The 13912-nt window shown below is 65.0% G+C and carries 13 protein-coding genes and 1 pseudogene; 7 read left to right on the forward strand and 7 right to left on the reverse strand.

Annotated elements, in window-relative coordinates:
- The coding region (locus RTN46_RS04105) for a general stress protein (protein WP_312179235.1) at positions 1–756 on the reverse strand (756 nt) is incomplete at its 3' end.
- A 132-nt stretch (positions 757–888) separates the two neighbouring features.
- On the opposite strand from RTN46_RS04105, the gene RTN46_RS04110 reads away from it, so the two are divergent.
- Genes RTN46_RS04110 through RTN46_RS04120 form a run of 3 tightly spaced genes read left to right on the forward strand, consistent with a single transcriptional unit; the run spans position 889 to position 3919 of the window.
- The gene (locus tag RTN46_RS04110; protein ID WP_312179236.1) at positions 889–2175 is read left to right on the forward strand and encodes a magnesium transporter MgtE N-terminal domain-containing protein; all 1287 of its coding nucleotides are present in this window, start codon (positions 889–891) and stop codon (positions 2173–2175) included.
- Positions 2168–2761, forward strand: coding sequence for a DUF1003 domain-containing protein (locus RTN46_RS04115; RefSeq protein ID WP_312179237.1), 594 nt, complete (start codon positions 2168–2170; stop codon positions 2759–2761). The genes RTN46_RS04110 and RTN46_RS04115 overlap by 8 nt, the downstream gene beginning before the upstream one ends.
- Positions 2762–2764: 3 nt before the next feature.
- Positions 2765–3919, forward strand: a complete 1155-nt coding sequence (locus tag RTN46_RS04120; protein WP_312179239.1) for an Mrp/NBP35 family ATP-binding protein — start codon at positions 2765–2767, stop codon at positions 3917–3919.
- Between the two features lie 130 nt (positions 3920–4049).
- Here the strand turns inward: RTN46_RS04120 and RTN46_RS04125 are convergent, their stop codons facing one another.
- Positions 4050–4718, reverse strand: coding sequence for a TetR family transcriptional regulator C-terminal domain-containing protein (locus RTN46_RS04125; protein WP_312179241.1), 669 nt, complete (start codon positions 4716–4718; stop codon positions 4050–4052).
- Between the two features lie 106 nt (positions 4719–4824).
- Here RTN46_RS04125 and RTN46_RS04130 point away from each other — a divergent pair, with 106 nt between their 5' ends.
- The 3 genes from RTN46_RS04130 to RTN46_RS04140 are packed head-to-tail and all read left to right on the forward strand — an operon-like array spanning position 4825 to position 9079.
- Positions 4825–6327, forward strand: coding sequence for a cytosine permease (locus tag RTN46_RS04130; protein WP_312179243.1), 1503 nt, complete (start codon positions 4825–4827; stop codon positions 6325–6327).
- Positions 6327–7364 (forward strand): agmatine deiminase family protein, encoded by a 1038-nt coding sequence (locus tag RTN46_RS04135; protein ID WP_312179245.1) that lies wholly within the window; start codon positions 6327–6329, stop codon positions 7362–7364. Before RTN46_RS04130 ends, RTN46_RS04135 begins: the two co-directional genes overlap by 1 nt.
- Positions 7361–9079, forward strand: a complete 1719-nt coding sequence (locus RTN46_RS04140; protein ID WP_312179247.1) for an amidase — start codon at positions 7361–7363, stop codon at positions 9077–9079. Before RTN46_RS04135 ends, RTN46_RS04140 begins: the two co-directional genes overlap by 4 nt.
- Positions 9080–9228: 149 nt before the next feature.
- On the opposite strand, the gene RTN46_RS04145 is transcribed toward RTN46_RS04140, so the two are convergent.
- From RTN46_RS04145 to sigE, 4 genes and pseudogenes are all read right to left on the reverse strand, one after another.
- Positions 9229–9663, reverse strand: a complete 435-nt coding sequence (locus tag RTN46_RS04145) for a sec-independent translocase (RefSeq protein ID WP_312179248.1) — start codon at positions 9661–9663, stop codon at positions 9229–9231.
- Positions 9664–9713: 50 nt separating this feature from the next.
- Complete coding sequence (locus tag RTN46_RS04150; protein ID WP_312179249.1) at positions 9714–10484, reverse strand: hypothetical protein; 771 nt, start codon at positions 10482–10484, stop codon at positions 9714–9716.
- A gap of 57 nt (positions 10485–10541) precedes the next feature.
- A pseudogene (locus tag RTN46_RS17020) lies at positions 10542–10634 on the reverse strand (zf-HC2 domain-containing protein); the annotation flags it as partial.
- Between the two features lie 5 nt (positions 10635–10639).
- Positions 10640–11251: an RNA polymerase sigma factor SigE gene (gene sigE, locus RTN46_RS04155; RefSeq protein ID WP_312179251.1), complete on the reverse strand. Its 612-nt coding sequence runs from the start codon at positions 11249–11251 to the stop codon at positions 10640–10642.
- Between the two features lie 350 nt (positions 11252–11601).
- Here sigE and RTN46_RS04160 point away from each other — a divergent pair, with 350 nt between their 5' ends.
- Complete coding sequence (locus tag RTN46_RS04160) at positions 11602–12270, forward strand: O-methyltransferase (protein WP_312179253.1); 669 nt, start codon at positions 11602–11604, stop codon at positions 12268–12270.
- Here the strand turns inward: RTN46_RS04160 and RTN46_RS04165 are convergent.
- Positions 12267–13868 (reverse strand): leucyl aminopeptidase family protein, encoded by a 1602-nt coding sequence (locus RTN46_RS04165; protein WP_312179255.1) that lies wholly within the window; start codon positions 13866–13868, stop codon positions 12267–12269. The two genes, RTN46_RS04160 and RTN46_RS04165, sit on opposite strands and share 4 nt — an antisense overlap.
- Between the last annotated feature and the right edge of the window lie 44 nt (positions 13869–13912).

A 13912-nucleotide genomic window follows, 5' to 3' on the forward strand; every position in this document is an offset into this window, starting at 1 on the left:
AGCGGGCTGCTGATCGGAGGGCTGCCCCGGTGCCGTCGCGGCGTGTGCTCCGGACCCGCTGGGCACGGCTTCCCCGGCGCCGGCTCCGCGGGTGCCGTAGGGATCGGCCCATGTGGAAGGACGCTGCGGGGCCGGTCCCTGCTGGGGTGCCTGACCCTGGGCGCCCTGGTAGGGCGGCTGCCCCTGCGGCTGCTGGTAAGGCGGCTGTCCCTGCGGCTGCTGGTAGGGCGGCTGTCCCTGCGGCGGCGCGGGATGACCGCTCTGCCCCACCATGGGCAGCTGCTGGAGCAGTCTCCGGGCTTCGTTGGCCACCTCCGATGCCACCACAACGTCGTAGCTGGTGGCAATGACCTGGCTCGTGGACGTGAAATCGCGCCGGCCGCGCTGGAAGGCGTAGCCCAGCACGCCGAAGAGCAGCCAGAAGACGGCACCCAGCGCCATCGAGGGAATGAGTGAAATGTAGGAGTCCCCGCCGCCGAACAGCATCAGGGCAAGTCCCACAAAGAGGCCGAACCAGGCGCCGGTCGCGGCGCTGGACAGCGCCACCCTCGGGTAGGACAGCCTCCCGGTTACCCGTTCCACCGATTTCAGCTCGTTACCGACAATCGACACGTGCTGGACAGGGAACTTGGAGTCAGCCAGATAATCCACGGCCTTCTGTGCGTCCAGGTACGCGGTGTAGCGTCCCACTAGTTCTCCCCGGGGCAGGTTGCGCCCCAGGTCCCGCTGCGGTGATCCACCAAATAGGTTCGACATTCCATCATTCTTTCGCAGTTGGACCGGTTGTGGGCGAATGTATCGCTCGCAGTGAACGCCGGCTGCTCTTTACCGGCCCATTAGAGCCGCCGCAATACGACGATCCAGCCACTGCCAAGTAACCTGAGAAGGGTGAGCACAAACCCTACCCGCGTCTTCATCGCACGGCTGCTCGGTCTGGATGTCTTTGACCCCCTCGGGGACCGTCTGGGCCGCCTTCGCGACGCCGTCGTCCTGGACCGCGGCGCGGGCCGGCCGCCGCAGGCTGTGGGAATCGTCGTCGAGGTTCCGGGCAAAAAACGGGTATTTGTGCCGATCACCAGGATCACTTCCATGGACCCCAGCCAGATCATCTGCACCGGGCTGGTGAACCTGCGCCGCTTCCAGCAGCGCGGGGCCGAGATGCTGGTTGTCGCAGAACTCTTCGACAGTAAGGTCGTCCTCGCGGACGGCGGCGGCGAAGCCACCATCGAAGACATCGCGATTGAACAGAACCGAGCCGGGGACTGGCACGTCTCCAGTCTCTTCGTCCGGCGCGGCGGGCATACCACCCGGCTGCGCGGACTGCGCCGGCGCGGCGAACTGCTGATTGTGGACTGGGCGGAGATCTACCACTGGGACATCAGCGGTCCGCAGGCAGCCACGCAGTTCGTGGCCAAGCATGATGACCTGAAGGCAGCGGACTTCGCCGAAGCCCTGCATGAAATGAGCGGCAAGCGACGCATCGAAGTAGCCAGTGAGCTGCAGGACGAACGCCTTGCCGACGTGCTGCAGGAACTCCCCGATGACGACCAGGTCCAGATCCTGCAGTCCCTGGACCTGGAGCGTGCAGCCGACGTGCTGGAGGAAATGGATCCGGACGACGCCGCTGACCTGCTGAACGAGCTGCCCGAGGAACAGAAGGAAGAGCTCCTGCAGCTGATGGAGCCCGAGGATGCCCGCGACGTGCGCCGCCTGATGGAGTACGAAGAGGACACCGCCGGATCCGTCATGACCCCGGTGCCTGTCATCCTTCCCCCGGAGGCAACGGTGGCCGAGGCCCTGGCGCACGTCCGGCGGGAAGAGCTTACCCCGGCTCTCGCCTCCTCGATCTATGTCTGCCGGCCGCCTCTGGAAACGCCCACCGGGCGCTATCTCGGCGTCGTCCACATCCAGCAGCTGCTGCGTTCGGCTCCGCCCGAGGCCCTGGGAAATATCCTGGACACCGATCTGGAGCCGGTCCGTGACTACGCGGACATCAGCGAGATCTCCCGGATGCTCGCAACCTACAACCTGAACTCTTTACCGGTAGTGAACGACGGCGGCCGGCTCGTGGGAGCTGTAACGGTGGATGACGTGCTGGACCATCTGCTCCCCGACGACTGGCGCGCCTCTGACGAAACCGGCCCCATCACATGGCAGGGAAGGAACAATGGCTGACAAGAACCGTCCTCGTGCCGACGGCCTGGACACCCCTCGCACCGCCCGCACCCGGTGGCTGCCGCGGCTCTCCCCGAACCCCGATGCCTTTGGCCATGCCACAGAGAACTTTGCCCGCTTCATGGGCACCCCGCAGTTCCTGCTGTACATGACGGTTTTCTGTGTCCTCTGGCTGGGCTGGAATACATGGGGCCCGGTTTCACTGCGCTTCGACAGCGTTGCACTGGGCTTCACGCTGCTGACCCTGATGCTCTCGCTCCAGGCCTCGTACGCCGCGCCCCTGCTGCTGCTGGCCCAAAACCGGCAGGATGACAGGGACCGCGTTTCCGTGCGGCAGGACCGCGAACGCGCCGAACGCAACCTTATGGACACCGAATACCTCACACGGGAAATCGCCGAGGTGCGCATCGCGTTGCGCGAAGTGGCAACCCGCGATTATGTCCGTTCCGAGATCCGCAGCCTCCTGGAAGAACTCCTGGAAGCGAACGACAGCCGGGACGACTCCAGCCGCCGGAACCAGCGCCGCCGGGGCCAGGACGCCACTGCGGCGCTGCCCAAGATTGCGCCCGGACCAGGAGAAGACTAAGCAGTGCCCGTAAACGAATCTGGCAAGACCCTGCAGGAACAGGCCCGCGCCGCCCTTGACCGGGTGATCGACCCGGAGCTGCGGCGGCCCATTACGGAGCTGGGCATGCTGCGCAGCGTCGACGTGGACGACGCCGGAGCGGCCCGGGTCTCCGTGCTGCTGACCATTGCGGGCTGCCCGCTGCGCGGGACCATAACCGGCGACGTCGAACGCGAACTCGCCGGGGTGCCCGGCATTACGAGTGTGGACGTCGAGCTGGACGTCATGAGTCCCGAACAGCGCGAGGCACTCAAGGAGATGCTGCGCGGCCCGGGTGCTGAGCGCGGCATACCGTTCAACCGTCCGGGTTCCCTCACCCGGGTCTACGCGGTGGCCAGTGGCAAGGGCGGGGTGGGCAAATCCACCGTCACCGTCAACCTCGCGGCAGCCATGGCTGCCTCCGGTCTGCGGGTGGGAATCGTGGACGCCGACGTCCATGGCTTCTCGGTCCCGGGCCTGCTCGGCATCACCGCTCCCCCGACCCGCGTCGATGAGATGATCCTTCCACCGGTGGCGCACGGCATTAAGACCATTTCCATCGGTATGTTCCTTGACGGCAACAAGCCGGTGGCCTGGCGCGGACCTATGCTGCACCGGGCACTGGAGCAGTTCCTCACCGATGTGTATTTCGGCGACCTGGACGTACTGCTCTTGGACCTGCCCCCGGGCACTGGGGACATCGCCATTTCGGTGGGGCAGCTGCTGCCCTCTGCCGAAATCCTAGTGGTCACCACTCCACAGGCCGCTGCCGCTGACGTCGCCGAACGTGCGGGAACCGTGGCCGCGCAAACCGGGCAGAAAGTCTCCGGTGTCATCGAGAACATGTCCTGGCTGAGCCTGCCGAACGGGGAGCGGATGGAGCTCTTTGGCTCCGGCGGCGGTGAGCTGGTCTCCGAGCGGCTGGCCAGCGCGCTCGGCTACGATGTTCCGCTGCTCGGAAGCATTCCGCTGGACGTCCGTCTGCGTGAAGGCGGCGACGCCGGCCTGCCGGTGGTACTGACGGAATCCGCTGCCCAGGACGGAACCGCAGGCGCGGAACTGCGGCGCATCGCCCAGGCACTTGGCCGCCGTCCGCGCGGGCTATCGGGCCTGAGCCTCGGCGTCACCCCGCGCGGCTGACTGGGATGCACCTGCGGCGGGGGCCATCACGCTCATGATCACCGGCTACCTGATCGAGGCTTTCGTGCCGGTACACGATCGTGCAAGGACGTCCGCGGCCGGGTGAAACGTCCGGCGCCGAGGGCATTTCTCATTCAGTGCGCCCCGCCACCACCGTCGGATCAGGGTTCAGGTCCAGCGATCCCGGCTGCAACCCCAGGATCCTCTCAGCCGCACCATAGATCAGGTCTCCGCGTGAAGCAGGTGCCTGCTGCAATACCAGTGCCTGCTCGTTGACTCCATCGATGAGTCCTTGAATCTGCCACGCTGCGGCTGCCGGAGAATGCACGGCAAATTCACCGCATGACACACCGTCCGCGATCACACTCGAGAACAACTGCTGCCAGTCGTCCAGCGAAGCCCGAACCGACGTGGCGAGGCGTTCGTTGCGGTACCCCATGGCCAAAGCCTCGACCCATACCAGGGTGGTGTTGTCCCGGGTGCCGTCGAGCAGCTCTTCACAAAGCGTGCGAAGGCGCTGGGTCGGAGTTCTCCCCCCGGCAGCTGCCGCGCGAACTTCCTCGATTTCCCTGCTGACAATGCGGGTGAAGACTTCAGCAATCAATCCATCGACCCCGTCGGAGTAGTGGGCGACCAGGGTGGAGGTCACCCCCGCACGCGCCGCAACTGAGCGCAGCGTCAGAGATGACAGGCCTTGCTCTACTGCAAGCTTGCAGGCGCTGTCCAGGATGTCCGCAGCCCGTTCAGCCGGGGCCTTGCGCGCAGTGCCCTTGTTGGACGAACTTACCGTGGTTGACATTGCCCCTCCTGTCTATGACTATAGTCACAATCTAATTTATCACGCGATAAATTAGGTCGAACCCGAGGGGGAGTTATTCATGAACTTCAGGCACGGTGCCCAGAACATGCCTACAAACAGTGAGGCGGCGGACGGGAATAAACGTGGTGCCAGTTCATCCCTTGTTGAGGTGCATGGCATCGATTTCATCCCCCATGAAGAGCGGCACGGGCGTCCGTTTGACCTGTTCTGGGTCTGGATGGGGTCCAACGTCAACTATCTGTCATTCACCTTCGGGGGCCTGCTGATCCTGATCGGGTTGAGCGTGTGGGAAGCGATCATCGTGACGCTGCTCGGCAACCTCTGGTGGATCGCCGTGGGCTGGTTGTCAGTCAGCGGCCCAGCATCGGGAACCCCCAGCGTCACTGTCATGCGCTCAATGTTTGGGATTCGGGGCAACCGGGTGTTCGGCGCGGGCCAAGGCCTGGTCATCGGGCTCTTCTACGAAGTCATCAACATCACCGTCGCCACGTTTGCCACACTCGCGCTCTTCGAACTCGTAGGTTTTCCAATCCCGCCGCACGCCGGCTGGATCCTGCTTCTGGCGATTGCCTTCCTGAGCTACATCCTCAGCGTGTACGGGTACGACGCCATCGTGAAGGCCTCACCCTACTTGTCTGCCACGCTTGCGATCGCGTTTATCGTGCTCGGATTCTTCGTCATCGGCTCAGCGGATTTCACTTTCACACCAGAGCCGCTCGGGACGAAGGACCACTGGGCCGCGTTGCTTCTCGGATACGCCATCGTGGCGTCCGGCCCGCTCTCCTGGGGAACCGGCGCCGACTACTCGCGGTACCTTCCGGAGAACACCTCGAAGACCGCGGTCGCTTGGTGGACCGCCCTCGGCGGACTGATCCCGACCCTCTTCATCAGCATCATCGGGATCCTCGCAGCGACTGCGATCGACATGACGGACCCCCAGCTCACGATCCAAGAGATCGTGCCGCCCTGGTTCACCCCGATCTTCCTCGGGATCGTGATCATCGGTTGCATCACCAACAACGCCGTCGTCGCCTATTCTGCGGGACTCTCGGCCCAGGGGCTCGGGCTCAAAGCGCCCCGGGTCCTCATGGTGCTGATCACTGCCGTCATCGCCACAGGAGCCTCCTACTGGCTCACTTTCTTGTCTCCCGGCTTTCTCGACACGATGGAGTACGCCCTCGAACTCACTGTCACGGTCCTCGGGCCGCTGATTGCGATCTATTCGGTGGACATCATCCTGCGCAGGAACCGCTACAACGGCATCGCGCTGAACGACGAGCGGCCGGGCTCCCCTTTCTGGTACTCCAACGGCTGGTTCTGGCCGGGCGTTATCGCGCAGATTGTCGGCACAACAGCGGCAGTCCTCATGGCGAACACCACGCTCTACATGGGTCCGATCGCGCAGGCCTTAGGCGGAGCCGACCTGTCAGCGATCGTGGCGCCAATACTCGCTGCTGCCCTCTACGCGCTGCTGTGGTATTCCAGCAAACCATTCGCAGACCCGAAACTGCGTCCGGGAGGAGCCCACGACCTCCAGGAGTCCACCACTCAAGCCACCGAACACAACAACCGATTGGAAGAACACTGATGAACTGGCGAATGCCCAGCGAAACCGATCTGCATGAGCGCACCTGGATGGCGTTCCCCTGCGAAGGACCCGCGCTCGGCGGCAGCGAAGCCAGCCGCGCCGACACCTACCGGGCGTGGGCAGACGTCGCGAACGCGATCACCGAATTCGAACCGGTATCCATGCTGGTCGATCCCTCGGAGGCGCGTCGCGCCCGCACCCTGCTGAATTCGGAGATCGAACTCTTCGAAACCCCGATCGACGAGTGCTGGATGCGCGACCACGGCCCAACCTTCGTCGTCGATGACGAGCGCCCCGGTGAACTCGGTGCCGTGGATTGGGTCTTCAACGGCTGGGGTGCCCATTCCTGGTCGCGCTGGGAACGAGCGAATCAGAATGCGCAATTCGTCGCCGATCTCGTCGGTGCAACCAGGGTGAGCTCCATGATGGTGAACGAAGGCGGTGGCATTCATGTCGACGGTGAAGGCACGGTGCTGCTCACCGAGACCGTGCAGCTCGACCCCCGTCGCAACCCCTACGCCGACAAGGAACGAATCGAGGCCGAGCTCGCCCGCACAATTGGTGCGACCAAGGCGATCTGGCTGCCCCGCGGGCTCGCCCGCGACTATGAGGACTTCGGGACGAACGGGCACGTCGACATGCTGGCTACGATCACGTCCCCTGGGAAAGTGCTCCTGCATTCCCAGACCAACCCTGACCATCCCGACTACGAAGTTTCCAGAAGGCTGCACGCGGTGCTCTCAAACTCCACCGATGCCGCCGGGCGCAGACTGCAGGTCACTGAGCTTCCTGCACCGACGGTCCTCCGGGACGACGAAGGATTTGTCGACTACAGCTACGTGAACCACCTTGTCGTCAACGACGGCATCATCGCCTGCGGTTTCGGAGAACCCGTTGCTGATGCGCACGCCCGGGAAATCCTCGAAGCCGCCTACCCGGGCCGGCGCGCGATCACGGTTGAAGCCCGGCCTATCTTCGCCGATGGCGGAGGAATCCATTGCATCACCCAACAACAGCCGAAGGTCTCCGCAGCATGAGCGCCGTGAACGTCGTCGAAGCTTCCATCCGCGACCTCGCAGCCGCACTCCAAGACGGCCGCACGACGGCGGTGGACCTGCTCGATGCCTACCTTGAACGCATCCGCCGTTACGACGTTCCCGGAACGGCAACAGAACTCAACTCCTTCGTGGTGATGAACCCTGGTGCCCGCGCCGACGCCATCGCCTCGGATGAGCGTCGAGCTCGGGGCGAAACAATCGGGCTCCTCGACGGCATCCCCTACTCGGCGAAAAACAGCTACCTCGCGTCCGGCCTCACCGCAGCAGCAGGCTCGCCAGCATTCACCAGCCTGGTCGCCCAGCGAGATGCCTTCACTATTGAACGACTCCGGGAAGCGGGCGCCGTGCTCCTCGGCCTCACGAACATGCCGCCGATGGCGAACGGGGGCATGCAACGCGGTGCATACGGCAGAGCGGAAAGCCCCTACAACGCCAAATGGCTCACTTCGGCGTTCGGTTCCGGATCATCGAACGGTTCCGGAACCGCCACCGCGGCGTCACTGTGCGCTTTTGGGCTCGGGGAGGAGACCTGGTCCAGTGGACGCGCCCCGGCCTCTAACAACGCGCTCTGCGCGTATACCCCGAGCAGGGGCATCATCTCGATGCGCGGCAACTGGCCACTCACGCCGACCATGGACGTCGTCGTACCTCACACCCGAAGCATGGAGGACCTGCTCATCCTGCTCGACACCATCGTCCAGCCCGACAGTGAGACCCGCGGCGATTTCTGGCGGAGCCAGCCTTGGCTCGACATTCCCGACGTTCTGGAACACCGCCCGGAAAGCTATCTGTCGGCAGCCCCTGCCAGCCAGGCGGCAGCACGCGCCGGTCTGCGGGGCAAACGCTTCGGTGTGCCGCGCATGTATATCAACCAGGACCCAGAGGCCGGTACCGGAATCCCCGGAGGGATCGGGGGGCCAACCGGGCAACGCATCGAGACCAGGGCATCGATCCTCGCCCTCTGGGAAGCCGCCCGCAGCGACCTTGAAACGGCCGGCGCCACGGTCGTCGAAGTAGACTTTCCGCTTGTCTCGAACTACGAAGGGGACCGGGCAGGTGCCCCGACGATTAAGTCCCGAGGGCTCGTCAGCCCTGACTACCTGCAGGCGGAGCTCGTGGATCTTGCGGCCTGGGCCTGGGAGGACTTCCTCAACGCGAACGCCGATCCGAACCTGTCTTCGCTCTCCCGGATCGATGGTGACCGGATCTTTCCGGAACCGCCCGGGGCCCTCCCCGATCGGTACGAGGGGTTCGAAGACGGCGTCGAGCAGTTCCCGGCGGTTGTCGCGGACAATCCGAGAACCCATTTCACGGACATTCCGTTCCTGGCGGACGGGATCGCTGGGCTGGAGGAAACGCGGCGCCTGGACTTCGACGAATGGATACAAAGACAAGGGCTCGACGCCGTAGTGTTCCCAGCCGTCGCGGATATCGGTCCTGCCGATATGGATGTGAACACTGCCTCCGCCGAAGCCGGGTGGAAGAACGGGGTCTGGGTCGCCAACGGCAACATTGCGATCCGCCACTTCGGCATCCCCACCGTCACTGTCCCTTTGGGCGTCATGAGCGATATCCAGATGCCGGTAGGCCTAACCTTCGCAGGCACCCCTTACAGCGACGTAAGCCTCCTCACCCTCGCTGCTGCCTTCGAGCGCACCCGGGGCAGGCGGGTTCCCCCCAGCCGAACCCCGTAAGAGCCTCCGCTCTGATACCTCACAGACATGTCTGTGAGGTATCAGAGCGGAGGTAATTACTTGGTCTTCATCGGGTTCGTTCCGCCGATTCTAATCGGGTCGTGGGGATGGCGATGAGCCTGGCGTAGTGGTGCTCCCCGGTGAAGAGGCTAGGTGGCCTCTACATCGAAGGGTGCGGATTCCCCGGCTGCGAGCCGTTCGAGGCGCTGCACGGGTGGCGGTGCTGTTTGCACTGGGGCTGCCGGTGCTGCTGCCGCGGGCGCTGCGGCGGAGCTGCGGACAGGATGCCCGGATGTGCCCTGCCGCGGTGCGGGACGGACCGCCGATTCGACGTCGTCCAGCAGGGCTTCCTTGATAATCCGCCGCGGATCGTACTGGCGTGGATCAAGCTTGCGCCAGTCCACGTCATCAATCTCCGGGCCGACTTCTTCGCGCAGCTGCTCCCGTGCTCCGCTCGCCATGCGTCGGAGTTCGCGGACCAGGCGTGCCAGCTGGGAAGCGTATTCGGGCAGCCGTTCGGGGCCGAGAATGGCCACGGCAAGGATTGCCAGGACGATCAGCTCATAGCCATTTATTCCGAACACTTCTGAAGGTTACCTTTTCCCGCTCGATTGAGGCCACTTCCGGAGCGGAGTCAAAGTGAACGTCCGGCCCCGGCCAACAGTGAGAAGCCGCGCATGACCCGGTCCACAGGCCCGGAATCCCGGTCCCTGGCAGGGACGAGCAGCTGCGCGGACTCCGTCAGTGAGAGTTCGCTGACTGCCCCGGCCACAGTACCGTGCGGCGCAGATGACGCAATGGTGTAAGTAACATTCCCGGTGGAGAGGACGGCTTCGCCCGGCCGGGAGGCGTTCTGCCAGACCTGCGGCGCCGTTGCAGAATTACCGGTCTGGAGGGTGAACCCCTCCTCTGCCACCGGGCGTTCGCTGACGGCATGCAGGACATCCGGGGTGCGCTCTCCATGGACCGGACGCTGTTCGTACAGTTTGATCTTCTCGCCGTTGCGTTCGAGGGACAGGGCGACGGCGGGTTGTCCTGCCACCTGCGTGGTGGTTGCTCCCTCAAGGGTGAAACCGAGTTCTGAGAGTTCCGGGCAGGACCAGCCGGAGTCGCGCAGCTCCTGCAGCGCCTCCCTCGAGAGGTCCTCTGACGGGTTCTCGGCGATCTGGTTCCAGCCGGCAAGCAAGTAGGCGTGCTGGGGTGAGGAAAGAGGCTCGTCCGCCATGGTTCCGAGGACGTAGGCCCCGGCAAGCACGAAGCCTGAAACAAGGGTCAGGATGCTGCCAAAGGCGACGACGTAGCGGCCGCGGGACCGGGGGCGTTTGGCCTCCGCTGCTGTCGGAAGGGAAGCACTGCCGGCCACAATTCGCCGGGCCAGGTCCTCCCCCGGCCGCGGTACGCTCATTGCCCGCAGGCGGATGCGCAGGCGCCGTTCCTCTTCGACGAGGGACCGGCAGTGCGCACAGCGATCCAGGTGGGCCTGAACCGCTGTCCGTTTACGCTCTGGTAGTTCCGCGTCCAGGAACTCACGGATAAGGCGTCGGGGGTGGCGCATATTCGCTATCCGGCTCCCACCACGCGGGGAATCTTGAGGCTTACGGCCGGAGTGCGGGGCTGGGCGGGATCCCGGTGGGCCAGCTTTTCCTTGAGCATCGTGCGTCCACGGTGAATGCGTGAACGGACGGTACCAAGTTTGACGCCGAGGGCACGTGCGACCTCGTCGTAGGAGAGGCCCTCAAGGTCGCAGAGCACAACGGCGGCACGGAAATCGGGGGGAAGCTCTTCCAGCGCCTGCTGGATATCAACGTCGAGGTTGTTGAATTCGAAGCTCCGCTCGGGCCCCGGTCCGGGGCTGGGAAGCCTGCTCTCGGCTTCCTCGCTCATGCCATCGAACCGGATCCGGCTTCGCCGCCGGGCCTGGTCCAGGAAGAGGTTCGTGGTGATCCGGTGGAGCCAGCCGTCGAGGGTTCCGGGCTGGAAGTTGGCCAGCGATCGAAACACGCGGACAAAGACTTCCTGCGTGAGGTCTTCCGCGTCGTGTTTGTTGCCCGTCAGACGGTATGCCAGGCGGTAGACCTTCGAGGAGTGTGCCTGCACCACTTCTTCCCAGGTCGGACGCACCCATTCGGCCCCTGCCGATGCTTCCGCTGAAACGTCCAGTGTCCCCGTCACGGTCTTCCTCCCTCCAAAGCGCAAGTCAGCTGCCCTTCTGTACCGGATGTTCCGTATCGGATGTATTGGGGTACGCCCTGGCGCCAGCTTCAGCATCAATGTTCGCGCATGTTTCTGAGAGTTCGCTGTTAGCATGCCGGGGTTCGGCACACAAGCGACGGCGCTTTCCGAAGCGTGCTCACCCGTTCAGTGGCCGTCGCTCACTTCACGGATGCGCCGCACGGCCGCGCCAGCCCGTATTGCGGCGCGGCGGGCCTTAAGCTGGTAATGCGCCCAGCGGCAGACCAGCCAAGCGGGCCGCACTTCTTTGTTTCCAGACAGACTTCCTGACCGAAAGAGACGTATCGCCGATGAGCGCCGACAAGCAGACCAACTGGTCCTACACGGAGGCGCTGCCTTTCGAGGATGAAGTACTGCTTCGCGCACGCGAACGTTCACATGAACTCGGTGTTAGCCCCGTCAGCACCGGGGTTGGTGCGGCGCTGACCGTCCTGGCCGCGTCGGCGAAGGCCCAGACCGTTGTGGAGGTCGGGACAGGTGCCGGTGTTTCAGGGGTCTGCCTGCTGCGCGGGCTGGGACCCCAGTCAGTCCTGACGACGATTGATTCCGACGTCGACCATCTGCGGGCTGCACGGTTGGCGTACTCGGAAGCAGGGATCCCGGGAAACCGTACCCGCACGATCTCCGGGCGTGCCGCCGAGGTGCTTCCCCGGCTGACCGAAAACGCCTATGACCTGGTCTTCATCGACGCCGACAAACCGGCCTTCCCCGTCTACACCGAGCAGGCCGTCCGGCTGCTGAAGCCCGGAGGTCTGCTGATCGTTAATGGGGCCCTGGATAACGGCCGGGTTGCCGATCCGGCCGCCAGGGAACCGCTCACGAACACGATGCGCCAGGTGGGCAAGGCTATCCGGGAGAACGAGGCCCTGGTTTCCGCACTGCTGCCGACCGGCGACGGCCTCCTGCTGGCCGTCAAGCTCCAGCCGGCCCGCGATCCCCGGACTCGCCCCGCCCGCTAGGAAGCGTCGAATCCTGCCAGGCTGCGGGCGGCCCGGGCCCGAAGGAACGCAATGAGCAGCCGGGCACCGAAACCGGTGGCACCCTTGGCATACTCGTGGCTGTCCCCTGCCGCTTCCATGGGCCCGGCGATGTCCACATGGATCCATGGAGTACCGGCAACGAACTTTTCCAGGAACAGTGCGCCCAGGATCGCGCCCGCACCAGCTTTGGCACCCACCGGGGCCACGTGCGCCAGGTCGGCGGAATCGGATTCAAGCAGGTAATCGTAGTCCGGCACCAGGGGCAGCTGCCAGAGCGGCTCTCCGGAGCTGCTGGCGGCCGCTTCGAACGCGGAGAGCAGCGCAGGGTCGTTGCCGAACAGTGCCGCGTGGCGCTTGCCCAATCCCAGCACGGCGGCACCAGTGAGGGTGGCGACGTCGATCAGCGCGTCAGGCTTCAGACGGTCCACGGCGTAGGCCAGCGCATCGGCAAGGACCATCCGCCCTTCGGCGTCGGTGTTGCCGATTTCCACTGTGGTGCCGTTCCAGGTCGTAACGATGTCCCCGGGACGGTAGGACGCGGCGCCGATCGCGTTTTCTGCCAGCGCAAGCAGTGCCGTCACTTCGAAAGGCAGCCGCAGTTCGGCCGCGGCCTGGACGGCAGCCAGAACAACGGCTGATCCGGCCATGTCCATCTTCATGGCCGGCATGGAGTCCCTCGGTTTGAGCGAGATCCCGCCTGAATCGAAGGTTATGCCCTTACCGACCAGGACCACCCGGCCGGATTTCTTTCCGGCTGCGCCGGCAGCGGGGCGGTAAGTGACCCGCACCAGCCGCGGGCCGTTCGCGGACCCCGAACCCACTGCGTTCAGGCCGCCAAAACCCTCGGCAGCCAGCCGCCGCGGATCCCACTCTTCAAATTCGAGTCCGGCGGATTCCGCGACCGCGCGGCCCTGTGCAGCCATCCAGGCCGGCGTGGCTATGTCGGGCGGAGTATTAGTGAGGTCACGGGCAAGCCAAGCCGCACGTGCACTGGTTTCTGCCAGCGCGAGCGCCTGGGGATTCAGCCCGGCGACTTCCATCTGCGCAGCCATCGGTTTGGCCGCGTCGGTGAGCCCCGTCTTCGGGGCCCGGTAGCCGCCAAGCAGGAAGCCCTCAAGGAACGCCTGCTGTGCCTGCGGCGTCAGTCCGTCCACCACGGTGGTGCGTATTTTCTGTGCTCCGAACGTTGCACGGGCCAAGGCGGCGCCGGCACGCCTGAGGTGCTGGTGGGATTCATCTCCGACGCCCAGGTAGATCAGCTTCCCGGGCAGGCCCTGACTTCCCCGCGGCGGTTCAACCACCAGATGCTCGCCCGCCCGCCCGCTGACACCGGCGGCATCTGCGCGCGCAGCTACATCAATGCCGTAGCGCACGGCGGCTTCAACCGCCCCGGGCCGGGGCTCAGGAACCGGCCGCGCGCCGTCGGCCATCCCTTCCTGGGCAGACTCCGCGGCAGGGCCCGGAGCGATGGCCACAGCAAGTACGTCCACACCCTCGTCCGGCCGGGGCTCAATCCCGGTGCCCCCGGCAGGTTCACCTGCCCGGGGCTGAGGCGGCCCGGCCGAAACAGCCGTCATGGACATCCTGCGGGGAGCCTGCAAGGAACCCGCAGGCTTGGAAA

It is taken from the genome of Arthrobacter sp., assembly GCF_031988865.1.
In the GTDB taxonomy this organism is placed as follows: domain Bacteria; phylum Actinomycetota; class Actinomycetes; order Actinomycetales; family Micrococcaceae; genus Arthrobacter_B.